Here is a 24889-nt window from a genome sequence, read left to right as displayed (position 1 = left end):
GGAAGAAAAGTATTAATATCACGCATAAGAACGCCGGTTTTTTAGATGTGTTTGCTCGCACGAACATCATCCATCAAATCGGCGTTCTTGTTTCTGTCTTTCCCGTGATTCCGTGAAGAACCATAAATAAGGTTGACTGCGCGGACCTTTTTTACCCACTGTGGGTTCTATTGGTTGTAACACCGATTTGCCGATAGTCAAGGCGACCAGTCGGTCAGAGTTGAAATTCTGACAGGTCGCCCCCACCACTGTATTTGAACCACTGACGAACCTTTCTTTCCATGCATGCAAACAGCCAGATTCGACTAACATTCAATCAGGATCGACCGGATCATGAACATGATGACGACGGTTCTGCAGGCATTGCTGTTCAGGAGGCCAAGCCTGCTTTACAGGCGCCGCCGATGTACAAGGTGGTTTTGTTCAATGATGACTACACACCGATGGATTTCGTCGTCGAAGTGCTCGAGGTGTTTTTTAACCTGAACCGCGAGTTGGCCACCAAGGTAATGCTGGCCGTTCATACAGAAGGACGGGCAGTATGTGGAGTGTTTACCCGCGACATCGCCGAGACAAAGGCCATGCAGGTCAACCAGTACGCCAGGGAAAGCCAGCATCCGCTACTCTGTGAAATCGAGAAGGACGGTTAACGCCGACCACTTGGGTATGAGGTGAAGCTATGTTAAACCGCGAGCTCGAAGTCACCCTCAATCTTGCCTTCAAGGAGGCCCGTTCGAAGCGTCATGAATTCATGACCGTCGAACACCTGCTGCTGGCACTTTTGGATAACGAAGCTGCCGCCACCGTTCTGCGTGCGTGCGGCGCTAACCTCGACAAACTCAAGCATGACCTGCAGGAGTTTATCGACTCCACGACGCCACTTATTCCCGTCCACGATGAAGACCGTGAAACCCAGCCAACCCTGGGCTTCCAGCGGGTGCTTCAACGTGCTGTTTTCCACGTGCAGAGCTCCGGTAAGCGTGAAGTCACAGGCGCCAACGTGCTGGTGGCGATTTTCAGCGAGCAGGAAAGCCAGGCAGTGTTCCTGCTGAAACAGCAGAGCGTTGCCCGTATTGATGTCGTCAACTACATCGCCCACGGTATCTCCAAGGTGCCTGGGCACGGCGATCATTCCGAGGGTGAGCAGGAGATGCAGGACGAAGAGGGTGGTGAGTCTTCTTCTTCGGTCAATCCACTGGATGCCTATGCCAGCAACCTCAATGAACTGGCGCGCCAGGGGCGGATCGATCCGCTGGTGGGGCGAGAGCTGGAAGTTGAGCGCGTGGCGCAGATCCTCGCGCGTCGTCGCAAGAACAACCCGTTGCTGGTGGGTGAGGCGGGCGTGGGTAAAACCGCGATCGCCGAAGGCCTGGCCAAGCGCATCGTGGATAACCAGGTGCCAGACCTGCTGGCCAACAGCGTCGTCTACTCCCTTGATCTCGGCGCTTTGCTCGCCGGGACCAAGTACCGGGGCGATTTCGAGAAGCGCTTCAAGGCGTTGCTCGGCGAGCTGAAAAAACGCCCGCAGGCGATTCTGTTCATCGACGAAATCCACACGATCATTGGTGCCGGTGCCGCCTCCGGTGGGGTGATGGATGCCTCCAACCTGCTCAAGCCGTTGTTATCCTCGGGTGATATCCGTTGCATCGGCTCGACCACGTTCCAGGAATTTCGCGGCATCTTCGAGAAAGACCGTGCCCTGGCGCGTCGCTTTCAGAAAGTCGATGTGTCCGAGCCTTCGGTCGAAGACACCATCGGCATCCTGCGCGGGCTCAAGGGGCGCTTCGAAGCGCACCATGGCATCGAGTACACCGATGAGGCCCTGCGTGCGGCGGCTGAGCTGGCGTCGCGCTACATCAATGACCGGCACATGCCGGACAAGGCGATCGACGTGATTGACGAGGCGGGGGCTTACCAGCGCCTGCAGCCGGTCGAGAAGCGTGTGAAACGCATCGACGTGCCTCAAGTCGAGGACATCGTGGCGAAGATCGCGCGGATTCCACCTAAGCACGTCAACAGTTCCGATAAGGAGCTGCTGCGCAACCTGGAGCGCGACCTCAAGCTCACCGTTTTTGGCCAGGATGCGGCCATCGATGCGCTGTCCACCGCGATCAAGCTATCGCGTGCTGGCCTCAAGTCGCCGGACAAGCCTGTCGGTTCGTTCCTGTTCGCAGGCCCGACCGGCGTCGGCAAGACCGAAGCGGCGCGGCAGTTGGCCAAGGCCATGGGCATCGAGCTGGTGCGCTTCGACATGTCCGAATACATGGAGCGGCACACCGTGTCGCGTCTGATCGGCGCGCCTCCGGGCTATGTCGGTTTCGACCAGGGCGGCCTGTTGACCGAGGCGATCACCAAGCAGCCGCATTGCGTGTTGCTGCTCGATGAAATCGAGAAGGCCCACCCGGAAGTCTTCAACCTGCTGCTGCAGGTGATGGACCACGGGACCCTGACCGACAACAACGGGCGCAAAGCGGACTTCCGCAACGTGATCGTGATCATGACCACCAACGCCGGTGCCGAAACGGCCGCGCGGGCTTCGATTGGCTTCAGTCATCAAGATCACTCTTCTGATGCCATGGAAGTGATCAAGAAAAGCTTTACGCCGGAGTTCCGCAACCGCCTGGATACTATTATCCAGTTTGGTCGCCTCAGCCATGAGGTCATCAAAAGTGTGGTGGACAAGTTCCTCACCGAGCTCCAGGCGCAGTTGGAAGACAAGCGCGTGCAACTGGAAGTCTCGGAAGCGGCGCGCAGCTGGATCGCCGAAGGCGGATACGATGCGGCAATGGGCGCACGCCCGATGGCGCGTCTGATCCAGGACAAGATCAAGCGGCCGCTGGCCGAAGAGATCCTGTTTGGCGAGCTTTCCGACCATGGTGGCGTGGTGCACATCGACCTGAAGGACGGCGAGCTGGCCTTCGAGTTCGAAACCACGGCTGAAATGGCCTGATAGCTGACCGCAACAAAGCAAAAGGCGCCGAAAGGCGCCTTTTTGCTGTCTTGAAAACGAAGGAGATTAAATGTGGGAGCGGGCTTGTTAGGTAAAGAGCACACACAAAAACGCCCGGCATAACCGGGCGTTTTGTATTGACTTGCTTAGCGAGCGCGGTAAGTGATGCGCCCTTTGCTCAAGTCATAGGGCGTCAGCTCGACGCGCACTTTGTCGCCGGTAAGAATACGAATGTAGTTCTTGCGCATCTTGCCGGAGATATGCGCGGTTACGACGTGCCCATTTTCCAACTCCACACGAAACATGGTGTTGGGCAGGGTGTCGACGACAGTGCCTTCCATTTCGAAGCTGTCTTCTTTCGACATGCAGTAAAGCCCTCGGTATCCAGTGAATGGCCCGGTGCAACTGCGCCAGGCAAAAGCGGCGTGCATTGTGCCCGAAAAAGGGTGTTTAAGCCAAGGGGTTCTAGTTATGTGTGACCCATCTTTGATTAATCAGCAGTTCAATGGGTCGATATTGGGTCTTGTAATTCATCTTTTTGCAGTTCTTGATCCAGTAGCCGAGGTACACCGCCTCCAGTTCCTGGCGCAGGGATTCGCCAATTTGCCAGAGGATCGCGAAGCGTCCCAGGCTACGGCGTTCTTCGTCAGGCTCATAAAAGGTGTAGACCGCTGAAAGCCCGTTAGGCAGCAAATCGGTCACGGCGACGGCCACCAAGCGGCCGTCCGCACGAAACTCGTAGAAGCGTGAGAAGGGCAGGTCGCGCACCAGGAACGTGGAAAACTGGTCGCGACTGGGCGGAAACATATCGCCGTCGGCGTGTCGTTGCTCGATATAACGCTGATACAGGTCGAAGTATTCTTCGGTGAAGCGCGGCTTGGCTGGCATCACCGTCAGGTCGGCGTTGCGCTTGAGGATGCGCTTCTGGTTACGGTCCGGCAGAAACTGCGCCACAGGGATGCGCGCCGGCACGCAGGCATTACAGTTCTGGCAATGCGGCCGGTACAGATGATCGCCACTGCGCCGAAAGCCCATTTCCGAGAGATCGGCGTACACATGCACGTCCATCGGCTGGCTGGGGTCGAGGAACAGTGTGGTGGCCTGCTCGTCGGGCAGATAGCTGCAAGAGTGGGGTTGAGTGGCATAAAACTTCAAACGCGCCAACTCGGTCATGATCAACCCTCGGATAAGCTTTGAAGTAAGTGTAAGTCAGGAGTGCGCAAGTCGCTTAAGAAACCCAAGGCCCGGCGTTGGGCGGGTCCAGATGGTCACGCAGGAAGCCTGCGAAGTCGCTGCGGGAAATGGCGCGGGCACCCAGGCTGTGCAGGTGGTCGTTGGGCATCTGGCAGTCGATCAGCACAAAGCCCCAGGCCTGTAGTTGGCGAGTCAGCGTGGCAAAGCCGAATTTCGAAGCGTTGTCGGCGCGGCTGAACATTGATTCGCCGAAAAACAATTGGCCCATTGCCAGGCCATACAGGCCGCCCACCAGTTCCCCGTCGTCCCAGACCTCTACCGAATGGGCGTAACCGCGCTGATGCAGTTCCAGGTAGGCGCTCTGGATGCTTTGGGTGATCCAGGTTCCATCGGTATAGGCGCGCGGTGCGGCGCAGGCCTGGATGACTGCAGCGAAGTCCTGGTCGAAGGTGACGCTGTAGCGCTGCTGGCGCAACAGTTTGCCCAGGCTGCGGGACACATGCAGCTCGTCGGGGAGTATGACGGTACGTGGGTCGGGCGACCACCAGAGGATCGGCTGGCCCTCCGAGAACCATGGGAAGCAGCCGTGACGGTAGGCTTGCACCAGTCGTTCGGCCGACAGGTCGCCACCGGCCGCGAGCAGGCCATTGGGCTCACGCATGGCCTTGGCCAGCGGGGGGAAGGTCAGTGAATCGCGTTGTAACCAGGTCAGCATGGCATCCAGGCTTGCGGAAGGGGAGGGGAGTGACAGGTATGACACCTGCTTGCGCAGTGCTGATTATTGTCGACATGGCGCCATCGGGCCAGCCCGAATCGGCCTTTCATGCGTATTAGCGTGAGCAGGTGTTTCTGCAACTCTGTGTCGGGGGCGCGGTCGTAATCGGGTTGGTTCGATGCAGGCCATTTGCCAAGCTGGCCTTGATTGATAAAAACAGCTCATAAGCCTTTGTCAGCAAAGACAATGCATGCTCAAATTGAACATGTTGTGAGACTCGATTGGCTAGGCTGCCGGGTGAAGGGCCAGGGCGTGGCATCGCAGTCACAAACCCGTACAATGCGGGCATTGTGGCGCTTTCCTCATTTCATCCAGCAATCGCCCAATGTTAAAAAGTAGATTCAACGACACTCGTTCATTTTTCAGCTGCTCGGATTGGGCAGTATTTGCAGTCATTCAACAGATGGACGCGCTAAAGGCGCAGGAAAAGACCCGTTTTGAAGAAATCCGCCGCAACACCTAAAGCAGCAGTCGTGCCGGCCTGGCGCCAGCACCTGCATTATCGCCTCAAGGAAGGTGCGCTGATCGCTATCGGCGCGCTGTGCCTGTTCCTGATGATGGCCTTGCTCACGTATGGCAAGGACGATCCCGGCTGGAGCCATAACAGCAAGATCGAAGACGTGCAGAACTTCGGCGGCCCCGCCGGTTCCTACAGCGCCGATATCCTGTTTATGGTGCTGGGTTACTTCGCGTATATCTTCCCGTTGCTGCTGGCGATAAAGACCTGGCAGATCTTCCGCCAGCGTCACGAGCCATGGCAGTGGAGCGGTTGGCTGTTTTCGTGGCGCCTGATCGGCCTGGTGTTCCTGGTGCTGTCCGGCGCGGCCCTGGCCCATATCCATTTTCATGCGCCGACCGGCCTGCCGGCGGGTGCGGGCGGTGCGCTGGGCGAAAGCCTCGGCGACCTGGCGCGCAAGAGCCTGAATATCCAGGGCAGCACCCTGATGTTTATTGCGCTGTTCCTGTTCGGTCTCACCGTGTTCACCGATCTGTCGTGGTTCAAGGTGATGGACGTGACTGGCAAGATCACCCTCGACCTGCTGGAGCTATTCCAGGGCGCGGCTAATCGCTGGTGGTCGGCCCGTGTGGACCGCAAACGCATGGTGGCCCAACTGCGTGAGGTGGACACCCGCGTCAACGAGGTGGTGGCCCCGAGCACGCCGGACCGACGCGAACAGGCCAAGGTCAAGGAACGCCTGATCGAACGCGAGCAAGCCCTGAGCAAGCACATGTCGGACCGCGAGAAGCAGGTGCCGCCAGTGATTGCCCCGGCGCCGCCCAAGGCCCCCGAGCCCAGCGCTCGCGTGCAAAAAGAGAAACAGGCGCCGTTGTTTGTCGACAGCGCCGTCGAAGGTACCTTGCCGCCGATCTCGATTCTCGACCCGGCCGAAAAGAAACAACTTAATTATTCCCCTGAATCCCTGGCGGCCGTCGGCCACCTGCTGGAAATCAAGCTCAAGGAATTCGGCGTCGAAGTGACGGTGGACTCGATCCACCCCGGCCCGGTGATTACCCGTTACGAGATCCAGCCGGCGGCGGGCGTCAAGGTCAGCCGTATTTCCAACCTGGCGAAAGACTTGGCGCGTTCCCTGGCCGTGACCAGCGTGCGCGTGGTGGAAGTGATCCCCGGCAAAACCACCGTGGGTATCGAAATCCCCAACGAAGACCGCCAGATCGTGCGCTTCTCCGAAGTCCTGTCGACGCCGGAATACGATAGCTTCAAATCGCCGGTCACCCTGGCCTTGGGTCACGACATCGGCGGCAAGCCGGTAATCACTGACCTGGCGAAAATGCCTCATCTGCTGGTCGCGGGTACCACCGGTTCCGGTAAGTCGGTGGGTGTGAACGCGATGATCCTGTCGATTCTGTTCAAGTCCGGCCCGGATGACGCCAAACTGATCATGATCGACCCGAAGATGTTGGAATTGTCGATCTACGAGGGCATCCCGCACCTGTTGTGCCCCGTGGTCACTGACATGAAGGACGCCGCCAACGCGCTGCGGTGGAGCGTTGCCGAGATGGAGCGCCGCTACAAGCTGATGGCGAAGATGGGCGTACGTAACCTGTCGGGTTTCAACGCCAAGGTCAAGGAGGCCCAGGACGCCGGCACACCGCTGGCCGACCCGCTGTACAAGCGCGAAAGCATTCACGACGAAGCGCCGCTGCTGACCAAGCTGCCGACCATCGTGGTGGTGGTCGACGAATTTGCCGACATGATGATGATCGTCGGCAAGAAGGTCGAAGAACTCATCGCACGTATCGCCCAGAAAGCTCGGGCGGCCGGTATCCACTTGATCCTCGCCACCCAGCGTCCCTCGGTGGACGTGATCACCGGTCTGATCAAGGCCAACATCCCGACGCGCATGGCGTTCCAAGTGTCGAGCAAGATCGACTCGCGGACCATCATCGATCAGGGCGGTGCCGAGCAACTGCTGGGCCACGGTGACATGCTCTACATGCCGCCAGGCACCAGCCTGCCAATCCGGGTGCACGGCGCGTTTGTTTCCGACGATGAAGTACACCGCGTGGTGGAAGCCTGGAAACTGCGCGGCGCGCCGGAATACAACGACGACATCCTCGCGGGCGTCGAAGAAGCCGGCAGTGGCTTTGACGGCGGCAGCAGTGGTGACGATGATGCCGAGACCGACGCGCTGTACGACGAAGCCGTCGCCTTCGTGCTGGAAAGCCGTCGCGCGTCGATTTCCGCCGTGCAACGCAAGCTCAAGATTGGCTACAACCGCGCCGCCCGCATGATCGAATCCATGGAAAATGCCGGCGTCGTGACCGCAATGAACACCAACGGCTCGCGCGAAGTCATTGCCCCTGGGCAGATGCGCGACTGACCCCGTGCCGCGTGGCAGCACGCGGCACGCTAACGACTCAATGAGGACTCCCATGCGTCTTATCCGCATGCTGTTGTTGCCGGCACTGGCCCTGACCGCTGTTTCGGCTCACGCTGACCCGGCTTCCGTCGCCAGCCTGAAGAACCTGTTGGACAAATCCCAAACGCTGACTGCGCGCTTTTCCCAGATGACCCTGGATGCCGGCGGCACCCAGTTGCAGGAAACCGCAGGCGAAATGGCTGTAAAGCGCCCTGGCCTGTTCTACTGGCATACGGAAGGCAAGGCTGAACAGACCATCGTTTCCGATGGCCAGAAGGTCACTCTGTGGGACCCGGACCTGGAACAGGCGACCATCAAGAAGCTCGACCCGCGTCTGAACCAGACCCCGGCGCTGTTGCTGTCGGGCGATGTGTCGAAAATCAACGACAGCTTCGACATCACGTCCAAGCAAACCAGCAACGTCATTGAGTTCACCCTCAAGCCGAAATCCAAGGACACCCTGTTTGACACACTGTCCCTGTCGTTTGGCAACGGCGTGATCAATAACATGCGACTGGTCGACAGCGTCGGCCAACGCACCGATATCCTGTTCTCCGGGGTCAAGGCCAACCAGCCTGTGCCGGCGTCCAAGTTCAAGTTCGACATCCCCAAGGGTGCCGACGTGATCCAGGAATAAATCCCCCAGAGGTTTCAAACGCTGCCCATGGATCTGTTTCGAAGTGACCCGATTGCTCAACCCCTGGCCGCGCGCTTGCGTTCGACCAATCTGGATGAGTACGTCGGTCAGGAACACCTGCTCGCGCGCGGCAAGCCTCTGCGTGAAGCCTTGGAGCAGGGCGCGCTGCATTCGATGATCTTCTGGGGGCCACCGGGCGTGGGTAAAACCACCCTGGCGCGGCTGCTGGCGAAGGTCTCGGATGCACACTTCGAAACGGTCTCGGCGGTGCTCGCCGGGGTCAAGGAGATCCGCCAGGCGGTGGAAGTCGCCAAGCAGCAGGCCGGGCAATACGGCAAGCGCACCATCCTGTTTGTCGATGAAGTGCATCGCTTCAACAAATCGCAGCAGGATGCGTTCCTGCCCTATGTTGAAGACGGCACGCTGATCTTTATCGGTGCCACCACCGAGAACCCTTCTTTTGAATTGAACAACGCCTTGCTTTCGCGGGCGCGCGTCTATGTGCTGAAAAGCCTGGACGAAGCGGCGATGCGAAAGCTGTTGCAGCGTGCGTTAAGCGAAGACAAGGGCCTGGGCAAGCGCCAGCTGAGTCTCAGCGATGAAGGCTTCAAGATTCTGATGAGCGCCGCAGACGGTGACGGGCGCCGCTTTCTCAACCTGCTGGAAAACGCCTCGGACCTCGCCGAAGACGGCAATGAAATTGGCGTCGAGCTCCTGCAAAGCCTGCTCGGCGATACGCGTCGGCGCTTCGACAAGGGCGGCGAAGCCTTCTACGACCAGATCTCGGCGCTGCACAAATCCGTACGCGGTTCCAACCCGGACGGCGCGCTGTACTGGTTCGCGCGCATGATCGACGGCGGCTGCGACCCGCTTTACCTTGCCCGCCGCGTGGTGCGTATGGCCAGCGAAGACATCGGCAACGCTGACCCGCGTGCGCTGAGCCTGTGCCTGGCGGCGTGGGAAGTTCAGGAGCGCCTGGGCAGCCCGGAAGGCGAGTTGGCAGTGGCCCAGGCCATTACCTATTTGGCCTGCGCGCCTAAAAGCAACGCGGTGTATATGGGCCTCAAGTCCGCCCTGCGCGCAGCTGCCGAACACGGCTCCCTGGAAGTGCCGCTGCACCTGCGCAACGCGCCGACCAAGCTGATGAAACAACTGGGCTACGGCGATGAATACCGTTATGCCCACGATGAACCGGACGCCTATGCTGCCGGTGAAGATTACTTCCCCGACGACCTTGAGCCACAGCCGTTCTACCAGCCGGTGCCCCGTGGCCTGGAGCTGAAGATCGGTGAAAAGCTCAATCACCTCGCCCAACTCGATCAACTCAGCCCAAAACAGCGGAGAAAGTAGTGCTCAAGATGATTCTTGCCGTGTCCGCAGCCGCCATCGCTGGTACATTATTGCGTTTCGCCACTAGCACCTGGGTCAGCGCCAACTGGCCGAAGCATTTTTATGCGGCGACCCTGGCGGTCAACCTAGTGGGCTGTTTGATCATCGGGCTGTTGTACGGCTGGTTCCTGTTGCGCCCGGAAGTACCGATTGAAATTCGGGCTGGCTTGATTGTCGGCTTTGTAGGCGGTCTGACGACCTTTTCATCCTTTTCACTGGATACGCTGCGCCTGCTGGAAAGCGGGCAGGCCCTGGTCGCCTTCGGGTACCTGGGCATCAGCGTGTTCGGCGGGCTGCTCGCCACCTGGGCTGGCCTGTCCTTGACCAAACTTTGATAAACGAGAGACCGACATGCTCGATTCCAAACTGTTACGTAGCAACCTTCAGGACGTAGCGGACCGCCTGGCATCCCGTGGCTTTGCCTTGGATGTCGCGCGCATCGAAGCGCTGGAAGAACAGCGCAAGACCGTCCAGACCCGCACCGAAGCACTGCAGGCTGAGCGTAACGCGCGTTCCAAATCCATCGGTCAGGCCAAGCAGCGCGGCGAAGACATCGCGCCGCTGATGGCGGATGTCGAGCGCATGGGCACCGAGCTCTCTGACGGCAAAATCGAGCTGGAAGGCATTCAGACCGAGCTGGATTCCATCCTGCTGGGCATCCCCAACTTACCGCATGAGTCTGTGCCTATGGGCGAAGACGAAGACGGCAACGTCGAAGTGCGCCGGTGGGGCACGCCAAAAGCCTTTGATTTCGAGATCAAGGACCACGTTGCCCTGGGCGAATTGACCGGCGGCCTGGATTTTGAGACTGCCGCCAAGATGTCTGGCGCACGCTTTGCCTTGCTGCGCGGCCCGATCGCACGCATGCACCGTGCCCTGGCGCAGTTCATGATCAACCTGCACACCGCCGAGCACGGTTACGAAGAAGCCTACACCCCTTATCTGGTGCAGGCGCCGGCGCTGATGGGCACCAGCCAGCTGCCGAAGTTCGAGGAAGAGCTGTTCAAGATCAGCCGCGACGGTGACGCCGATCTGTACCTGATCCCGACCGCCGAAGTATCGCTGACCAACATCGTGGCGGGCGAGATCCTCGACGCCAAGCAACTGCCGTTGAAGTTCGTGGCTCACAGCCCGTGCTTCCGCAGCGAAGCCGGTGCATCGGGTCGTGACACTCGCGGCATGATCCGCCAGCACCAGTTCGACAAGGTCGAGATGGTGCAGGTCGTCGAGCCGTCGACGTCCATGGAAGCCCTGGAAGGCCTGACCGCCAACGCCGAACGCGTCCTGCAACTGCTGGAGCTGCCGTACCGCGTGCTGGCGCTGTGCACGGGTGACATGGGTTTCAGCGCCGTGAAGACCTACGACCTCGAAGTGTGGGTGCCGAGCCAGGACAAATACCGCGAGATTTCGTCGTGCTCCAACTGCGGTGATTTCCAGGCGCGTCGTATGCAAGCGCGTTTCCGTAACCCGGAAACCGGCAAGCCGGAGCTGGTCCACACCCTCAACGGTTCCGGCCTGGCCGTAGGCCGTACGCTGGTGGCGGTGCTGGAAAACTACCAACAGGCTGACGGCTCGATCCGTGTGCCTGACGTGCTCAAGCCTTACATGGCTGGCGTTGAGGTCATCCGCTAAATGGAATTTCTGCCGCTGTTTCATAACCTGCGCGGCAGTCGTGTGTTGGTCGTCGGTGGTGGGGAGATTGCCTTGCGCAAATCCCGGCTGCTGGCCGACGCCGGTGCGGTGCTGCGGGTGGTTGCTCCCCAGATCGAAGACCAGTTGCGTGAGCTGGTGCAGGGCAGTGGCGGGGAACTGATGTTGCGCGGTTATCAGGAGGCCGACCTCGACGGTTGCACCCTGATCATCGCGGCAACGGACGACGAGCCGCTGAACGCGCAAGTGTCCAGCGATGCCAAGCGTCGTTGTGTGCCGGTCAATGTGGTGGATGCGCCGGCCTTGTGCAGCGTGATCTTCCCGGCGATTGTCGACCGTTCGCCCCTGGTGATCGCGGTGTCCAGCGGCGGCGATGCGCCGGTGCTGGCGCGCCTGATCCGCGCCAAGCTGGAAACCTGGATTCCGTCCACCTACGGTCAGTTGGCCGGGTTGGCGGCGCGGTTTCGTGCCCAGGTCAAAGGCTTGTACCCGGATGTGCAGCAACGTCGCGCGTTCTGGGAGGAAGTATTCCAGGGCCCGATTGCCGATCGACAACTGGCCGGGCAGGGCGCTGAAGCTGAGCGTCTATTGATTGAAAAGGTCAACGGTGCACCACCAAATGCCCCGGGTGAGGTTTACCTGGTCGGCGCAGGCCCGGGCGATCCGGACCTGCTGACCTTTCGTGCCTTGCGCCTGATGCAGCAAGCCGATGTGGTGCTGTACGACCGCTTGGTAGCGCCGGCGATTCTCGAGTTGTGCCGCCGTGATGCCGAGCGCGTGTACGTCGGCAAGCGTCGCGCCGACCATGCTGTGCCGCAAGATCAGATCAACCAGCAACTGGTTGACTTGGCCAAGCAAGGCAAACGCGTGCTGCGCCTCAAGGGTGGCGATCCATTCATCTTTGGGCGAGGTGGTGAAGAGATTGAGGAACTGGCAGCCCACGGCATCCCGTTCCAAGTGGTGCCGGGGATCACGGCGGCCAGCGGTTGCGCAGCGTATGCGGGCATTCCGCTGACCCACCGCGACTACGCGCAGTCAGTGCGATTTATCACCGGGCATTTAAAGAACGGTACGTCGGAACTGCCTTGGGATGACTTGGTGGGCCCCTCGCAGACCTTGGTGTTCTACATGGGCTTGATTGGTTTGCCGATCATCTGCGAACAGCTGATCAAGCATGGGCGGGCAGCTGATACCCCGGCGGCATTGATCCAGCAGGGCACCACGTCCAACCAGCGTGTGTTTACTGGCACGCTGGCCGACTTGCCGCGCATGGTGGCGGAGCATGAAGTGCATGCGCCGACATTGGTGATCGTTGGTGAAGTCGTGGTGTTGCGCGAGAAGCTCAAGTGGTTCGAAGGCGCTCAGTCGCAAGTCTGAACACCTGATGTAGTGAGCGGGGCAAGCTCGCTCACTACAAACCAAATACCGATTGGCCGGTCAATTTGTACCGATCATGTCCGGCATCAAACGCTTGCAACGGCCCCTTCGGTACAATCCCCGTCGGATTGATTGTCCGGTGGCTGGCGTAGTAATGCCCCTTGATGTGTTCAAAATCCACCGTCTCGGCCACACCTGGCCACTGATATATCTCCCTCAGCCAATTCGACAGATTTGGGCAGTCCGCAATCCGCCGCAAATTGCATTTGAAGTGGCTGTAATACACCGCATCAAAGCGAATCAGCGTGGTGAACAGGCGCACATCGGCTTCGGTCAGGTACTCCCCGGCCAGGTAGCGATGATCGCCCAGATGCTGTTCCAGGTGATCCAGTTCGGCAAACACATCATCAAATGCACTTTCATACGCCTGCTGCGAAGTGGCAAAGCCTGCGCGGTACACACCATTGTTCACCGCGGGATAAATGCGCTCGTTCAGCGCGTCGATGGTAGGGCGCAGCGCTTCTGGGTAAAAGTCCAGGGTGTTGCCGGTCATCCCGTTGAACGCACTGTTGAACATGCGGATGATTTCCGCCGATTCATTGCTCACGATGCGCTTCAGTTTTTTGTCCCACAGCACCGGCACAGTGACGCGCCCGGTGTAGTCGGCGGTATCGGCAGTGTAGCGCTGGTGCATGAAGGCGAAATCGTCGAGCGTGTCGCCGGTCGAGCCGTGGGCCTTGTCGAAGGTCCAGCCGTTTTCCAGCATCAGCCAACTGACCACGGACACGTCGATCAAGCTTTCAAGGCCCTTGAGCTTGCGCAGGATCAGGGTGCGATGGGCCCACGGGCAGGCGAGGGACACGTAGAGGTGGTAGCGACCGGCCTCGGCCTTGAAGCCGCCTTCGCCGCTCGGGCCTGGCGAACCGTCGGCGGTCACCCAGTTGCGGCGTTGCGCCTGTTCCCGTTGGAATGCGCCGTCTGCGCTACTTTCGTACCACTGGTCTTTCCAGCGTCCTTCAATCAGCAAACCCATGACTGGCTCCTCTGCTATTAAGCGTTGGAGGCCAGTCTAAAGGGCTGAGTTCGATTTAAAAGCGCAAAGACTGACGGTGAATGATCGATTAAATCGATTTGTCCCGCGCGTCCCAGTATTGCTGGGCCAACACGAACGCCTGTTCCCGTGAGTGATCCAAGCCGCGCAAGGCCAGGGCCATGGTGGCGATCAGGGCCAGTTGTGGGTAGCTGTCTTCGACATCCCCGCGCCACACGGCCTTCAAGTGCTCGGGTTCCAACGTGGCAGGTTTGACGTGGCGCTGGGCAGAGAGGGCGGGCCATTCTTCGTCCCAGCTTTCGCCACCGCTGGTGCCGTACAAGTGGCTGGCCGAGTCGGGGTTGATCTCGATTTCGCCGCCATCGCCCTTCACGACAATCACATTGTCGCCGAGTAGGCCGCTGGCATCGCGGTGCACGCCTTGGTAACCGGGGTGGAAAATGCTTTGCAGGCCCAGGCGTGCATTCATCGGGTTAAGCAAGCGCGCCAGAGAGTGAATCGGCGAGCGCAGGCCCAGGGTGTTGCGCAGGTCGATCATGCGCTGCAACTGCGGCGCCCAATCGCCCAGTGGGATAAACGCCAGGTTGCCTCGTTGATAGGCGGCCTCGACCTGCTGCCAGTTACGGCACAGCGGGATCTGCAAGCCTTCCAGCAATTGCTCGGTGTACAGCCGCCCCGCCGTATGCGCGCCACCGCCGTGCATCAGGATGCGCACGCCATTTTGTGCCAGGCACTTGGCGGCAAGCAGGTACCATGGCAGGTGACGCTTCTTGCCGGCGTAGGTGGGCCAGTCGACATCCACGTTCAGCGCCGGGGCGTTGAGGCGTTCGCGCACGGCTTCGGTGAAGCCGGCGAGTTCTTCCGGGCTTTCTTCCTTGTGGCGCAACAGCATCAAGAAGGCGCCGAGCTGGGTGTCTTCGACTTTTTCGTCGAGCAGCATGCCCATGGCTTCGCGGGCTTCCTCGCGGGTGAGGTTGCGCGCGCCGCGCTTGCCTTTGCCCAGGATGCGCACGAACTGCGCAAACGGGTGCTCTGCAGGGGTTTCAAGGGTCAGCGGGGCAAAGTCGGTCATAAGCAATTCGTCGGCCTGGGCAGGCCCGCCAGCTTGGCGGCGAGTTTGGCGGGAGTGCCGTTGAACAGTTTGTTCAGGTGCAGGCTGTTGCCCTTTCCCGGGCCCAGCTTCAAGGCGGTGTACTTGATCAGCGGGCGGGTGGCGGGCGACAGCTGGAATTCGGCGTAGAACTGGCGCAGCAGTTGGAGGATCTCCCAATGGTCCGGGGTCAGCTCCAGCGTCTCAGCGGCGGCCAGGGCGATTGCCACCTCATCGGACCACTCGTTCAGGTCAACCAGGTAACCGTCCTTGTCCAGTTCCAAGGTGCGTGCGCCGACGGTCAGGGTGTTCATAGCCAGGTGTTGACCTTGTCGTAGTCGATCGACAGCTGCACGAAACCTGGGTAGTCCACGCTGTCGGCCCAGTCCGGCAGAGGCAAATGGCGCGCCTGCATGTCTTCGGCCAGCACAAAGACCTTCACGCCCTTGGTGTGCAGCGCCGGGTTGTGCAGCGCGTAGGCGCCATCGCCGCAGAGCAGGATGGCGTCCTTGGCGCCACAGATGCGCAGGCAGCTGTCGAGGCGGCTATCGGTAAACGGGGAGTGGGAAACCACATGGAGAGTCGACATCAGAGGGTCATCACCTGGTCGTAACGGTCAATCAACTGGGAGATCGCTTCGCTGTCCAGCGGCTGGGCGCTGGCGGGCGGCGCGAGGCCGCGCTCGGCCAGGCTGTGGCGGCAGGCAAATACGTCATCGATGCCAAAAAGGCCCAGTGCCTGCAAGTTGGCGCTGAGGTCTTTTTGCTGCACGGCCTTGGCGTCCTGGTGCGGCGCCAGTTGGAACACGCCGTCATCGAGGAACAGCAGGCCAATCGGTAGATCGAAGGCGCCACCGGCCAGGACGATATCCAAGGCTTCCCGGGCACTTGGCCCGGACCATGGCGCCTGGCGGCTGATCACCAATAAGGATTTGGACATGTCACGGCCCTCCAAAGCAGATCAGGCGGTCAGCGGCCTGGGCGGCGTCATGCAACTGACCCAGGCCCGACAGCGCCCACGGCGCGTCCAAGTTCACCGCGCTGCGTTGATAGCGCGTGGCTTCCTCCTGGTTGAGCACGCCACGCCGCAGGGCGGCGGCGATGCACACCACGCCGTCGAGCTGGTGCTGGCTGACAAACTCACGCCATTGGCGGGCGATGTCTTGCTCATCCTGGGGCGCAACGATGTTATTGGACGCGCTATGCACGCCGTCCTGATAGAAAAACAGCCGCACAATCTCATGCCCGCCGGCCAACGCCGCTTGAGCGAACAGCAGGGCACGGCGCGAAGAGGGCGCATGGGCGGCGGAAAACAGTGCAATCGCGAACTTCATGGAACACTCTGCAAGCAAACGTGGGGCAATGATAAAGCCGCTGCCACGAAAAAGCCCGCCGTGATCAAAACGGTCACTGTTGGTGACTGTTCCGGCGATTGCCGGTCAGCGCAAGGCTGCCTAGTCTGTGTGCATTCAAAACAAAAATGGAGTGCCCATGTCAGGTCCCTTGGCGTCCCTCAAAGTGTTGGATTTTTCCACCTTGCTGCCTGGCCCGTTTGCATCGTTGATGCTGGCGGACATGGGCGCCGAGGTCCTGCGTATCGAATCGCCCACGCGCCTGGACCTGCTGCGGGTATTGCCGCCCCATGATCAGGGTGTTTCGGCGAGCCATGCCTACCTCAATCGCAATAAACGCAGCCTCGCGCTTGATCTCAAGCAGCCTGAAGCGCTGGAAGTCGTGCGGGCGTTGGTCAAGGCGTACGACATCGTGCTCGAACAGTTCCGGCCAGGGGTGATGGAACGCCTGGGCTTGGGGTATGAGGCGTTGAAGGCGATCAACCCAAAGCTGATTTACGTGTCGATCACCGGTTACGGCCAGACCGGGCCCTATAAGGACCGCGCCGGGCACGATATCAATTACCTGGCACTGGCCGGCGTGGGCAGCTACACCGGCCGTGCCGACAGCGGGCCGCTGCCGTTGGGCGTGCAACTGGCGGACGTGGGCGGTGGTTCGCTGCATGCGGTGGTGGGTTTGTTGGCGGCTGTTATCGCCCGACAGCAGAGCGGGGTCGGCCAATACCTGGATGTGAGCATGACCGATTGCTCGTTCAGCCTGAATGCCATGGCCGGTGCGGGTTACCTAGCGTGTGGGGTGGAGCCGGAGTGGGAGAGCCATGTGCTCAACGGCGGTAGTTTCTACGACTATTACCGCTCGCGGGATGGGCGCTGGATGTCGGTGGGCAGTTTGGAGCCAGGGTTTATGCAGCAACTCTGTGAAACGCTGGGACGGCCGGAGTTGGCGGCACAAGGCTTTTTGCCCAAGCCGGAGCAGCAAAAAGACCTTAAGCTGGCGCTGAAAGTCGAGTTTGAAAAGCGTAGCTTCGAAGAGTTGTGTGAGTTGTTTGCCGGGGTCGACGCTTGTGTCGAACCGGTGCTGAGCCTGAGCGAGGCAGTGGATCATCCGCAGTTAAAAGCGCGCGAACTGATCACCCAGGTGCCGCGGGGTGACGGTTCGACCCAGGCGCAACTGGCCTGCCCGTTGAAGTTTTCCGAGGGGGTGCCAGTGCCTCGGCATATCGGGGTTGCAGTGGGGGCGCACAGTGATGAGGTCTTGGCGGAGTTGGGGTTCAGTGCTCAGCGAATAGAGGAATTGCGCAGTGCCAAAGTCGTTGTGTAGCGCCTGAACCGGCGTCTTCGCGAGCAAGCCCGCTCCCACATTCGACTGTATTCCAAGGTCAGAACACGGTCGAATGTGGGAGCGGGCTTGCCTGCGAAGAGGCCCTCACTCCACCCGAGTTTCCCCGGTAAATACCAACGTCTGCCGACACCGCCGACACAAATACCGCCGCCCCTGCGCCACCATGCCATGTCGCTGCGACGAAAACGGAAAGTCGCTATCGGCACACGGGCATCGGTAAATGTAGCGAGTCACCTGACGACGCTTCACCTCATACGTGTGGCAACGGTCAGGCGGCAGTTCGTAAACCCCGCGCATGATCAATTGCCATTCCTCGCCATGGGGCTGAATGCGCTCGCCGAACAGTTGGTGGGCGATCAGGTGCGCCACTTCATGGGCCACGGTCTGTTTCAGGAAATGCTGGCTGTTTTCACGGTACAACTGTGGGTTGAAGCGCAGCAGGTTCTCGTGCAAATGCGCGACACCGGCCTTCTGGCCCCGCAGCTTGAGGCTGACCTGGGGGCGTTTGAAGCTTCGTTTGAAAAAGGATTCAGCTTGTTGGAAACAATCTTCGACGCGGGTATTGAGTTGCTCGGGCATGCTGTACATATCTCCAGAGACCCCAGTATGCCGCAAAGCTGAGTGTTTCCGAATCTGTCAGGCGCCGAATGGTCATGCATAACGCACAAAGCCACCTTGCGGTGGCCTTGCCTACGGTTTAAACGGATCAGTTGGTATAGATCGGACCTACGCCGAGGCCCCAGACAATCACGGTAAACGCCATGATCGCCACCAGTACCACCAGGCCTACGGCCAGCACCGAGCTGGAAAACAGGAAACCCTCATCCGGGTCGATGTTCATGAAGGTCGGCAACCCCACGTACAGCAGGTACACCGTGTAGCAAATCGCCGCCGTGCCCACGACCATGCCCAGCCACATATGCGGGTAGAGCGCCGCCAGCCCGCCGATGAACAGCGGCGTGGCGGTGTAGGTGGCAAACGCCACGCAGCGCGCCATGCTGGGGTTGGCGTCGTAGGTACGGGCCATCCAGTGGATGAACGCGCCCATCACCGCCACACCGCCAAGCATGGCGGCGTAGGACATGAGGGTCATCCACAGCGCGCTTTCCTGGGTCAGCATCACCGGCGAGCGGTTGCCGATGACCCAGCCAACCTGGGTGGTACCGATAAAGGCTGATACGGCGGGGATCGCCGCGAGAATCAGTGTGTGAGTGAGGTACATGTGGCTGATGCTTTCTTCTTTATCGCCACGAATTTCCCGCCACTCCTGGTCGGGATGGGTAAAAAGCCCCACGACGTGATGGATCATGCGAGTCACTCCTGTCGTTATTGCCATCGCCCCCCATCGGAGCGCCCACGGGCCAAATGGCCTCAAAGGTCCTGGATAGCTGTGCGACCTCTAGTCGCAGTATAGGAAGGTATGCCCGGAATAACTGTAGGGCCTTTAGAGCAAATTGCGCTGTAAACATTGGGCTTAATCGCGGCTAGGTCTGTCGGCGCCACAGGGTCAACTGTGGCAGATGGCTTGCATGTGATCGCAACCTGTCAGAACTCGATAAGTTGACGGGCCCACCGCTATCGCAGGCAAGCCAGTTCCCACATTGGATCGGCGTCGCCCATTGAAGTATTTTTGCGTAAAATGCAGCGCTTTTCGTCACACACCTCCAGCGGATCCAAGCGCCATGGGCACACTTACGGTCAACCAGAACAAACTGCAAAAACGCCTGCGTCGCCTGGCCGGTGAAGCGGTCGCCGATTTCAACATGATCGAGGACGGCGACAAGGTCATGGTCTGCCTCTCCGGCGGCAAAGACAGCTACACCCTGCTTGATGTGCTGCTGCACCTGCAAAAGGTCGCGCCGATCACGTTTGAGATCGTTGCCGTCAACATGGACCAGAAACAACCGGGCTTCCCCGAGCATGTGCTGCCGGCCTACCTCAAAGCGTTGGGCGTCGATTACCACATCGTCGAAAAAGACACCTATTCGGTGGTCAAGGAACTGATCCCGGAAGGCAAGACCACCTGCTCGCTGTGTTCGCGCCTGCGCCGTGGCACGCTTTATACCTTCGCCGATGAGATCGGCGCGACCAAGATGGCCCTGGGTCATCATCGCGATGACATCGTCGAAACCTTTTTCCTCAATATGTTCTTCAATGGCTCGCTCAAAGCCATGCCGCCCAAGCTGCGCGCCGATGACGGACGCAACGTGGTAATCCGCCCGCTGGCGTATTGCAACGAGAAGGACATCCAGGCCTACTCCGACCTCAAGCAATTTCCGATCATCCCGTGCAACCTGTGCGGCTCCCAGGAAAACCTGCAGCGCCAAGTGGTCAAGGAGATGCTGCTGGACTGGGAGCGCAAGATGCCCGGTCGCACCGAAAGTATCTTCCGCAGCCTGCAGAACGTGCAGCCGTCGCAGTTGGCCGACCGCAACCTGTTTGACTTCACCAGCCTGAAAATTGATGAGAGCGCCGCTTCGCGCTTCGTTAATGTTGTGAACCTCTGAGCCTATTCAATGCTCTGACACACGGCGCTCGCGAGCGCCGTTTTCAATTCGAATCTCAGGAGAGGGCATGCGCGATTACAAGTGGCTGCACGAATATTGTCTGAACCGCTTCGGTTCGGCGGCCGAGCTGGAAGCCCACCTGCCCGTACCCAAGACCCCGGCGCAGTTACGCAAGATCAGTGATGACCGCTACCTGTCGACATTGGCGTTGCGGGTATTTCGCGCGGGTTTGAAGCACAGTGTGGTGGACGCCAAGTGGCCGGCGTTCGAGCAAGTGTTCTTCGGCTTCGATCCGGAAAAAGTTGTGCTGATGGGCGCCGAACACCTGGAGCGGTTGATGCAGGACACGCGGATCATCCGCCACCTGGGCAAGCTCAAGAGCGTGCCGCGCAATGCGCAGATGATCCTCGACATTGAGCAGGAGAAAGGCAGCTTTGGTGCGTTTGTCGCCGATTGGCCGGTGACCGATATCGTTGGGCTGTGGAAGTACCTGAGCAAGCACGGCCACCAACTGGGCGGGCTGTCAGCGCCGCGTTTTTTGCGCATGGTGGGCAAGGACACGTTTGTGCCGAGTTATGACGTGGTCGCGGCGTTGAACGCGCAGAAGATCGTCGACAAGGCGCCGACCAGCCTGCGCGATTTGGCGACGGTGCAGGGCGCTTTCAACCAGTGGCATGCCGAGAGTGGCCGGCCGATGTGTCAGTTGTCGATGATGTTGGCCTATACGGTGAATCACTAACCTGTAGCAAGGCGGCGATTCAACTGGTGCCGCCACCGCACATAAAGCAACGCCGTACAAAACACCGCCAGACTCGCCAGCATCTCCAACACCCCGAACCACTGCCGGTTCGGGTCGTATGCCGCCAGCGCGCCTTTGATGAAATACAGGTTCACCACAAAACACATCCACGAATGCCCGCGCGCGCTGCCCAGCAGCATGCCGGGTGCCAGCACCAGCAGCGGCACCAGTTCGATCAGTAGGATCACCCACGGCCGGGCACCGTGCAGGTCGGCGACGAACAGGTAGTAAACGCAGAGCAACCCCGCCAAGCCCAAAAACGCCAGCAGGCTCAGCGTGCGCGCCACCTTGACCCGTGGCTCCAGCCACGCCTGGGGGGGCAGGACCTTAGGCTTCCTGGCCACGGCCGCTCTCCAGCAACGTAGCGGTTTTAGCCAGGCGCAGGCCCAAGGCGCGGCACAGGGTGATTTCGTGTTGATCGAGCATGCGCTTGCCGTCAGGCCCGGCATGGTGGCTGGCGCCATAAGGCGTACCGCCGCCCTGGGTGTCGAGCAATGCCTGTTCGCTGTAGGGCAGGCCGGTGATCAACATGCCGTGGTGCAACAGCGGCAACAGCATCGACATCAGCGTGGTTTCCTGGCCGCCGTGCAGGCTGGCGGTAGAGGTAAACACCCCGGCCGGCTTGCCGACGAGGGCGCCGGTGAGCCACAGGTTGCTGGTGCCGTCGATAAAGTACTTGAGCGGCGCAGCCATGTTGCCGAAGCGGGTTGGGCTACCCAAGGCCAGGCCCGAGCAATTTTTCAGGTCATCGAGGCTGGCATACAGTGTGCCTTCGTCCGGAATGCTCGGCGCGACGGCTTCGCACTCGGTGGAGATCGCCGGCACGGTGCGCAGTCGGGCCTCCATTGCGCCTTGTTCGACGCCTCGGGCAATGTGTCGGGCCATTTCGCTGACCGAACCGTTGCGGCTGTAGTACAAGATCAGCACATACGGCGCGCTCACGGCAGGATCTCCAGCACGTTCTCTGGCGGACGGCCAATGATGGCTTTATCGGTGGTTTCGAGGATCGGGCGTTCCATCAGCTTCGGGTGCTCGGCGATGGCGGCGATCAACTGTGCTTCGCTGAGGCTGGCATCCGCCAGGTTGAGGGTCTTGTATTCCTCTTCACCGGTGCGCAGCAGTTGGCGCGCGCTGATGCTCAGCTTGCCGAGCAGCGCCTTTAATTGCGCGGCGTTCAGCGGGATTTCCAGATAGCGCACCACGGTCGGGGTGAGGCCGCGGGCTTCCAGCAATTGCAGCGCACCGCGGGATTTCGAGCAGCGCGGGTTGTGATAAAGCGTCAGATCGGTCATGTGCGGGTCGCATCTTGCGTAAGGTGGCGGGTATTCTACCCGCGCTACGGCCCGTCCTTAAACCGTAAGAGGCGATAGGTCGCAGTCAACGTTCATTTTTGCGAAGGATTACCCCATGACTAAGCGACTGATCGGTGCATTGGCGATCATCACAACCCTGCTGCTCAGCGGCTGCGGTAATGACTACGGCGTTGACCAGTATGGCCAGAAAGTGGCGGCCGAACGCTTGGACAAGCAGTGGCTGGTGGTCAATTACTGGGCCGAATGGTGTGGCCCGTGCCGCACGGAAATTCCTGAACTCAATGCCTTGGCCGAACAGCTGAAGGCGCAGAACGTAGGGGTGTTCGGGGTCAATTTTGACAACGTGCAGGGTGAAGAGCTGAAAGCCGCCAGTGACAAGCTGGGCATCAAGTTCACCGTGCTGGCGCAGAACCCGGAGGGAATTTTTGATATCCCGCGCAGCGAAGCGTTGCCGGTGACCTACATCATTGATGACAAGGGCAAGGTGCGCGAGCAACTGATGGGTGAGCAGACGGCGGAAGGGGTGTTGGCTAAGCTGAAGGCTCTACGTGGCTGATTCTGTGGGAGCTGGCTTGCCTGCGATCGCATCGACTCGGTACCACAGACACACCGAGTCGCCTGCATCGCAGGCAAGCTCCCACAGGAAAGCCAGTGCGCAGTGAAATTAGCCTTCTTCCAGCCACAGGCGAATCGGCTTGCCCTCGGCCGGCCAGAAACGCGTTTGCTCGATCGGCGAGACATCCCAGCGCTGCACCCCTTGCAGGGCCTGGAAGAAGCGCTGCTCCTGCTCCATTAACGCCTCGGCGCACAGCTTGCGGGTGCTGCCGATCTTGCCGAAGCTGAGCGTGTCGCCCTCGACCGTGTACGGCGCAAACCAGTGGTTGCAACCGCCATTGCCGTAGGCGCGGCCATCGGTGCCTAGGGTGACGGTCAGGTGCGCGTAATCCATCAACGGCCGCTCACCAATCCATTCCACCACGTAGCTATGATCCCGCTTGAGCGTGACCGCGTCCCCGGCGCAACCCGTCAGGGCCGCCCCGAGGGCGGCGAGCAAGAGCAGGCCTCTCATTGCGCGGCCTTCTGGCATTTCGGGCAGCGGTGCTTGTCGCCTTCGCTGGCCCAGCCCAAGTCGGCAATGCGCGCATTGGCCGCCGGTTGCAGGGGTTCTTTGGTCAGCTTGGTTTCCACCGCGAATTCGAACGCCAACACCGCATCGCAGCTGTCGCAGTTGACCTTCCAGGTGTGAATCTCCAACTCGCCGAATTTCGGCCCCTGGGCCATGGCGACCCATTGGCCGGCCGGGCGGATGGAGTAGCGTGCGTCACCTTCGACGGTAAGGCGCATCGACAGGGTTTTACTGCCACGCAGGGTGACGATCAGCACGTCGCCATGCTTGATCGAACCACCGTTGCCAGTCACCTGATAACGGCCCGGCACCAGGGCGCGGCATTCGATCAGGGTGTGTTGCGGGCTCAGCAAACTGAAGCGGAAATCGTGTTCGGCCATGGATCCTCCAAATAGGCGCGGCATCCTATCACGGGTGCCTGCCTATCATGAGCCTGGTGTGTGACCGCTGATCATCCTTCGACAAGGTTCTGTGCTCGACCATCGGCCCATGCTGCAATGTTGGCCAAGGTGGTGCCGGCGATGGCCGCCAGGGCTTCGCGAGTGAGAAACGCCTGGTGGGCGGTGATGATCACATTGGGAAAGGTCAGCAGGCGCGCGAGTACGTCGTCCTGCAGCGGCAGGTCGGAGCGGTCCTCGAAAAACAGCTGCGCTTCTTCCTCATACACATCCAGCCCGAGGTAGCCGAGTTGGCCGTCCTTGAGTGCCTCGATCAGCGCCGGGGTGTCGACCAACCCGCCGCGACCGGTGTTGATCAGCATCGCACCCGGCTGCATCTGTGCCAGGGAGCGGGCGTTGATCAAGTGTTTACTGTCGGCGGTCAGCGGGCAGTGCAGGCTGATGATCTGCGCCTGGGCCAGCAACTCAGGCAGGCTCACGTAGCGCGCCCCCAATGCCAGGACCTGCGGGTTGGGGAAGGGGTCGTAGGCGAGCAGTTGGCAACCGAAGCCGGCCATTATCCTGGCGAACGTCGCGCCGATCTGCCCGGTGCCGACCACGCCGACGGTCTTGCCCACCAGGTCGAAACCGGTAAGGCCATGCAGGCTGAAATCGCCATCGCGGGTGCGATTGTAGGCGCGATGCAGGCGGCGGTTGAGGGCGAGGATCAGTGCGACCGCATGTTCGGCCACCGCGTGGGGCGAATAGGCCGGCACGCGCACGATGGTCAGGCCCAGGCGCTTGGCGGCGGCCAGGTCCACATGGTTGTAGCCCGCCGAGCGCAGGGCGATCAGCCGCGTGCCGCCCTTGGCCAAGTGCTCCAGCACCGCGGCGCTGAGGTCGTCATTGATGAAGGCGCACACCACTTCGTGCTGTTCGGCCAGGGCCACGGTGTCGAGGTTGAGCCGTGCAGGCTGGAATTGCAGCTCCAGGCCCGGTGGCAGCGGTTCACCGAGAAAACTGTCGCGGTCGTAGGTCTGGCTGCTGTAAAGAATGACGCGCATCAAAGGCTTCCTTGT

29 protein-coding genes are annotated in these 24889 nt (G+C 60.3%); 12 read left to right on the top strand and 17 right to left on the bottom strand.

The annotated features are described in order from the left end of the window. Window positions 1–281: 281 nt before the first annotated feature. On the top strand, window positions 282–650 hold the full coding sequence (clpS, locus tag AACY52_RS23955; RefSeq protein WP_101271708.1) for an ATP-dependent Clp protease adapter ClpS: 369 nt from the start codon (window positions 282–284) through the stop codon (window positions 648–650). A gap of 29 nt (window positions 651–679) precedes the next feature. After that, the gene (gene clpA / locus AACY52_RS23950; RefSeq protein ID WP_339560847.1) at window positions 680–2950 is read left to right on the top strand and encodes an ATP-dependent Clp protease ATP-binding subunit ClpA; all 2271 of its coding nucleotides are present in this window, start codon (window positions 680–682) and stop codon (window positions 2948–2950) included. 146 nt (window positions 2951–3096) lie between these two features. On the opposite strand, the gene infA is transcribed toward clpA, so the two are convergent. From infA to aat, 3 genes are all read right to left on the bottom strand, one after another. Next, window positions 3097–3315 (bottom strand): translation initiation factor IF-1, encoded by a 219-nt coding sequence (gene infA, locus AACY52_RS23945; RefSeq protein WP_002553999.1) that lies wholly within the window; start codon window positions 3313–3315, stop codon window positions 3097–3099. 100 nt (window positions 3316–3415) lie between these two features. Beyond that, window positions 3416–4123, bottom strand: a complete 708-nt coding sequence (locus AACY52_RS23940) for an arginyltransferase (RefSeq protein WP_339421017.1) — start codon at window positions 4121–4123, stop codon at window positions 3416–3418. A gap of 55 nt (window positions 4124–4178) precedes the next feature. After that, entirely contained in the window at window positions 4179–4859 is a 681-nt protein-coding gene (gene aat / locus AACY52_RS23935) for a leucyl/phenylalanyl-tRNA--protein transferase (protein WP_339560846.1), read from the bottom strand. A gap of 497 nt (window positions 4860–5356) precedes the next feature. Between aat and AACY52_RS23930 the strand changes: the two genes are divergently transcribed. From AACY52_RS23930 to cysG, 6 genes are read left to right on the top strand one after another with little or no spacing between them, the layout of a single operon-like run. Then, complete coding sequence (locus AACY52_RS23930; protein WP_339421021.1) at window positions 5357–7762, top strand: DNA translocase FtsK 4TM domain-containing protein; 2406 nt, start codon at window positions 5357–5359, stop codon at window positions 7760–7762. Between the two features lie 52 nt (window positions 7763–7814). Then, window positions 7815–8438 (top strand): outer membrane lipoprotein chaperone LolA, encoded by a 624-nt coding sequence (lolA, locus tag AACY52_RS23925; protein WP_339421023.1) that lies wholly within the window; start codon window positions 7815–7817, stop codon window positions 8436–8438. Window positions 8439–8465: 27 nt separating this feature from the next. Next, window positions 8466–9788 (top strand): replication-associated recombination protein A, encoded by a 1323-nt coding sequence (locus tag AACY52_RS23920; protein WP_339560845.1) that lies wholly within the window; start codon window positions 8466–8468, stop codon window positions 9786–9788. Then, window positions 9788–10162, top strand: a complete 375-nt coding sequence (gene crcB / locus AACY52_RS23915; RefSeq protein WP_339506138.1) for a fluoride efflux transporter CrcB — start codon at window positions 9788–9790, stop codon at window positions 10160–10162. Before AACY52_RS23920 ends, crcB begins: the two co-directional genes overlap by 1 nt. A 16-nt stretch (window positions 10163–10178) precedes the next feature. Next, entirely contained in the window at window positions 10179–11459 is a 1281-nt protein-coding gene (serS, locus tag AACY52_RS23910; protein ID WP_339421029.1) for a serine--tRNA ligase, read from the top strand. After that, complete coding sequence (gene cysG, locus AACY52_RS23905; RefSeq protein WP_339421031.1) at window positions 11460–12854, top strand: siroheme synthase CysG; 1395 nt, start codon at window positions 11460–11462, stop codon at window positions 12852–12854. Window positions 12855–12888: 34 nt separating this feature from the next. Here cysG and AACY52_RS23900 read toward each other — a convergent pair whose 3' ends face one another. From AACY52_RS23900 to tusD, 6 genes are all read right to left on the bottom strand, one after another. Beyond that, window positions 12889–13887: a glutathione S-transferase family protein gene (locus tag AACY52_RS23900; protein ID WP_339421033.1), complete on the bottom strand. Its 999-nt coding sequence runs from the start codon at window positions 13885–13887 to the stop codon at window positions 12889–12891. A gap of 88 nt (window positions 13888–13975) precedes the next feature. Beyond that, window positions 13976–14977 (bottom strand): glycosyl transferase family protein, encoded by a 1002-nt coding sequence (locus AACY52_RS23895; RefSeq protein ID WP_339436968.1) that lies wholly within the window; start codon window positions 14975–14977, stop codon window positions 13976–13978. Next, window positions 14974–15309 (bottom strand): TusE/DsrC/DsvC family sulfur relay protein, encoded by a 336-nt coding sequence (locus tag AACY52_RS23890; RefSeq protein ID WP_339421036.1) that lies wholly within the window; start codon window positions 15307–15309, stop codon window positions 14974–14976. Before AACY52_RS23890 ends, AACY52_RS23895 begins: the two co-directional genes overlap by 4 nt. Continuing rightward, complete coding sequence (gene tusB / locus AACY52_RS23885) at window positions 15306–15584, bottom strand: sulfurtransferase complex subunit TusB (RefSeq protein WP_339436967.1); 279 nt, start codon at window positions 15582–15584, stop codon at window positions 15306–15308. Before tusB ends, AACY52_RS23890 begins: the two co-directional genes overlap by 4 nt. Further along, entirely contained in the window at window positions 15584–15934 is a 351-nt protein-coding gene (gene tusC, locus AACY52_RS23880) for a sulfurtransferase complex subunit TusC (RefSeq protein ID WP_065872083.1), read from the bottom strand. The genes tusB and tusC overlap by 1 nt, the downstream gene beginning before the upstream one ends. A gap of 1 nt (window position 15935) precedes the next feature. After that, entirely contained in the window at window positions 15936–16328 is a 393-nt protein-coding gene (gene tusD, locus AACY52_RS23875) for a sulfurtransferase complex subunit TusD (protein WP_339421039.1), read from the bottom strand. A 157-nt stretch (window positions 16329–16485) separates the two neighbouring features. On the opposite strand from tusD, the gene AACY52_RS23870 reads away from it, so the two are divergent. Continuing rightward, window positions 16486–17667, top strand: a complete 1182-nt coding sequence (locus AACY52_RS23870) for a CaiB/BaiF CoA-transferase family protein (RefSeq protein ID WP_339421041.1) — start codon at window positions 16486–16488, stop codon at window positions 17665–17667. Between the two features lie 105 nt (window positions 17668–17772). Here AACY52_RS23870 and AACY52_RS23865 read toward each other — a convergent pair whose 3' ends face one another. Beyond that, entirely contained in the window at window positions 17773–18267 is a 495-nt protein-coding gene (locus AACY52_RS23865) for a SprT family zinc-dependent metalloprotease (protein ID WP_065872224.1), read from the bottom strand. Between the two features lie 127 nt (window positions 18268–18394). Continuing rightward, window positions 18395–18997, bottom strand: a complete 603-nt coding sequence (locus tag AACY52_RS23860; RefSeq protein WP_065872086.1) for a Yip1 family protein — start codon at window positions 18995–18997, stop codon at window positions 18395–18397. A gap of 373 nt (window positions 18998–19370) precedes the next feature. Between AACY52_RS23860 and ttcA the strand changes: the two genes are divergently transcribed. Together ttcA and AACY52_RS23850 are read left to right on the top strand one after the other, a co-directional pair. Beyond that, window positions 19371–20195 carry a tRNA 2-thiocytidine(32) synthetase TtcA gene (gene ttcA / locus AACY52_RS23855; protein ID WP_339436966.1) on the top strand — a complete coding sequence of 275 codons (825 nt, stop codon included), beginning with the start codon at window positions 19371–19373 and terminating at the stop codon, window positions 20193–20195. Window positions 20196–20262: 67 nt separating this feature from the next. Next, the gene (locus AACY52_RS23850) at window positions 20263–20934 is read left to right on the top strand and encodes a DNA-3-methyladenine glycosylase I (RefSeq protein ID WP_010209632.1); all 672 of its coding nucleotides are present in this window, start codon (window positions 20263–20265) and stop codon (window positions 20932–20934) included. Here AACY52_RS23850 and AACY52_RS23845 read toward each other — a convergent pair. From AACY52_RS23845 to arsC, 3 genes are read right to left on the bottom strand one after another with little or no spacing between them, the layout of a single operon-like run. Then, window positions 20931–21338, bottom strand: a complete 408-nt coding sequence (locus AACY52_RS23845; protein WP_339421048.1) for a DUF2069 domain-containing protein — start codon at window positions 21336–21338, stop codon at window positions 20931–20933. The two genes, AACY52_RS23850 and AACY52_RS23845, sit on opposite strands and share 4 nt — an antisense overlap. Continuing rightward, window positions 21322–21936 carry an NAD(P)H:quinone oxidoreductase gene (gene wrbA, locus AACY52_RS23840; RefSeq protein ID WP_339560844.1) on the bottom strand — a complete coding sequence of 205 codons (615 nt, stop codon included), beginning with the start codon at window positions 21934–21936 and terminating at the stop codon, window positions 21322–21324. The genes AACY52_RS23845 and wrbA overlap by 17 nt, the downstream gene beginning before the upstream one ends. Beyond that, window positions 21933–22286 carry an arsenate reductase (glutaredoxin) gene (arsC, locus tag AACY52_RS23835; protein WP_339436964.1) on the bottom strand — a complete coding sequence of 118 codons (354 nt, stop codon included), beginning with the start codon at window positions 22284–22286 and terminating at the stop codon, window positions 21933–21935. The genes wrbA and arsC overlap by 4 nt, the downstream gene beginning before the upstream one ends. A 115-nt stretch (window positions 22287–22401) precedes the next feature. On the opposite strand from arsC, the gene AACY52_RS23830 reads away from it, so the two are divergent. Further along, window positions 22402–22863 (top strand): TlpA disulfide reductase family protein, encoded by a 462-nt coding sequence (locus AACY52_RS23830; RefSeq protein ID WP_339421053.1) that lies wholly within the window; start codon window positions 22402–22404, stop codon window positions 22861–22863. A 108-nt stretch (window positions 22864–22971) separates the two neighbouring features. On the opposite strand, the gene AACY52_RS23825 is transcribed toward AACY52_RS23830, so the two are convergent. From AACY52_RS23825 to AACY52_RS23815, 3 genes are all read right to left on the bottom strand, one after another. After that, window positions 22972–23376, bottom strand: a complete 405-nt coding sequence (locus AACY52_RS23825; protein ID WP_339436963.1) for an META domain-containing protein — start codon at window positions 23374–23376, stop codon at window positions 22972–22974. Beyond that, window positions 23373–23813, bottom strand: coding sequence for a hypothetical protein (locus AACY52_RS23820; protein ID WP_339421055.1), 441 nt, complete (start codon window positions 23811–23813; stop codon window positions 23373–23375). The genes AACY52_RS23825 and AACY52_RS23820 overlap by 4 nt, the downstream gene beginning before the upstream one ends. Before the next feature lie 71 nt (window positions 23814–23884). Continuing rightward, window positions 23885–24874, bottom strand: coding sequence for a 2-hydroxyacid dehydrogenase (locus AACY52_RS23815; RefSeq protein ID WP_339438314.1), 990 nt, complete (start codon window positions 24872–24874; stop codon window positions 23885–23887). Between the last annotated feature and the right edge of the window lie 15 nt (window positions 24875–24889).

Origin of the sequence: Pseudomonas sp. EA_65y_Pfl1_P113, from assembly GCF_963970525.1 — a bacterium.
Classification (GTDB): domain Bacteria; phylum Pseudomonadota; class Gammaproteobacteria; order Pseudomonadales; family Pseudomonadaceae; genus Aquipseudomonas; species Aquipseudomonas tritici.
Note: the sequence above shows the minus strand (reverse complement) of the source record. Positions and strands in the feature narration are given on the sequence as shown.

Bases quoted from the DNA above. Each gene is read 5' to 3' on its own strand.
- clpS (WP_101271708.1), top strand. From the start codon at position 282: ATGCATGCAAACAGCCAGATTCGACTAACATTCAATCAGGATCGACCG.
- clpA (WP_339560847.1), top strand. From the start codon at position 680: ATGTTAAACCGCGAGCTCGAAGTCACCCTCAATCTTGCCTTCAAGGAG.
- infA (WP_002553999.1), bottom strand. From the start codon at position 3,315: ATGTCGAAAGAAGACAGCTTCGAAATGGAAGGCACTGTCGTCGACACC.
- AACY52_RS23940 (WP_339421017.1), bottom strand. From the start codon at position 4,123: ATGACCGAGTTGGCGCGTTTGAAGTTTTATGCCACTCAACCCCACTCT.
- aat (WP_339560846.1), bottom strand. From the start codon at position 4,859: ATGCTGACCTGGTTACAACGCGATTCACTGACCTTCCCCCCGCTGGCC.
- lolA (WP_339421023.1), top strand. From the start codon at position 7,815: ATGCGTCTTATCCGCATGCTGTTGTTGCCGGCACTGGCCCTGACCGCT.
- AACY52_RS23920 (WP_339560845.1), top strand. From the start codon at position 8,466: ATGGATCTGTTTCGAAGTGACCCGATTGCTCAACCCCTGGCCGCGCGC.
- serS (WP_339421029.1), top strand. From the start codon at position 10,179: ATGCTCGATTCCAAACTGTTACGTAGCAACCTTCAGGACGTAGCGGAC.
- cysG (WP_339421031.1), top strand. From the start codon at position 11,460: ATGGAATTTCTGCCGCTGTTTCATAACCTGCGCGGCAGTCGTGTGTTG.
- AACY52_RS23900 (WP_339421033.1), bottom strand. From the start codon at position 13,887: ATGGGTTTGCTGATTGAAGGACGCTGGAAAGACCAGTGGTACGAAAGT.
- AACY52_RS23895 (WP_339436968.1), bottom strand. From the start codon at position 14,977: ATGACCGACTTTGCCCCGCTGACCCTTGAAACCCCTGCAGAGCACCCG.
- AACY52_RS23890 (WP_339421036.1), bottom strand. From the start codon at position 15,309: ATGAACACCCTGACCGTCGGCGCACGCACCTTGGAACTGGACAAGGAC.
- tusB (WP_339436967.1), bottom strand. From the start codon at position 15,584: ATGTCGACTCTCCATGTGGTTTCCCACTCCCCGTTTACCGATAGCCGC.
- tusC (WP_065872083.1), bottom strand. From the start codon at position 15,934: ATGTCCAAATCCTTATTGGTGATCAGCCGCCAGGCGCCATGGTCCGGG.
- tusD (WP_339421039.1), bottom strand. From the start codon at position 16,328: ATGAAGTTCGCGATTGCACTGTTTTCCGCCGCCCATGCGCCCTCTTCG.
- AACY52_RS23870 (WP_339421041.1), top strand. From the start codon at position 16,486: ATGTCAGGTCCCTTGGCGTCCCTCAAAGTGTTGGATTTTTCCACCTTG.
- AACY52_RS23865 (WP_065872224.1), bottom strand. From the start codon at position 18,267: ATGCCCGAGCAACTCAATACCCGCGTCGAAGATTGTTTCCAACAAGCT.
- AACY52_RS23860 (WP_065872086.1), bottom strand. From the start codon at position 18,997: ATGATCCATCACGTCGTGGGGCTTTTTACCCATCCCGACCAGGAGTGG.
- ttcA (WP_339436966.1), top strand. From the start codon at position 19,371: ATGGGCACACTTACGGTCAACCAGAACAAACTGCAAAAACGCCTGCGT.
- AACY52_RS23850 (WP_010209632.1), top strand. From the start codon at position 20,263: ATGCGCGATTACAAGTGGCTGCACGAATATTGTCTGAACCGCTTCGGT.
- arsC (WP_339436964.1), bottom strand. From the start codon at position 22,286: ATGACCGATCTGACGCTTTATCACAACCCGCGCTGCTCGAAATCCCGC.
- AACY52_RS23830 (WP_339421053.1), top strand. From the start codon at position 22,402: ATGACTAAGCGACTGATCGGTGCATTGGCGATCATCACAACCCTGCTG.
- AACY52_RS23825 (WP_339436963.1), bottom strand. From the start codon at position 23,376: ATGAGAGGCCTGCTCTTGCTCGCCGCCCTCGGGGCGGCCCTGACGGGT.
- AACY52_RS23820 (WP_339421055.1), bottom strand. From the start codon at position 23,813: ATGGCCGAACACGATTTCCGCTTCAGTTTGCTGAGCCCGCAACACACC.
- AACY52_RS23815 (WP_339438314.1), bottom strand. From the start codon at position 24,874: ATGCGCGTCATTCTTTACAGCAGCCAGACCTACGACCGCGACAGTTTT.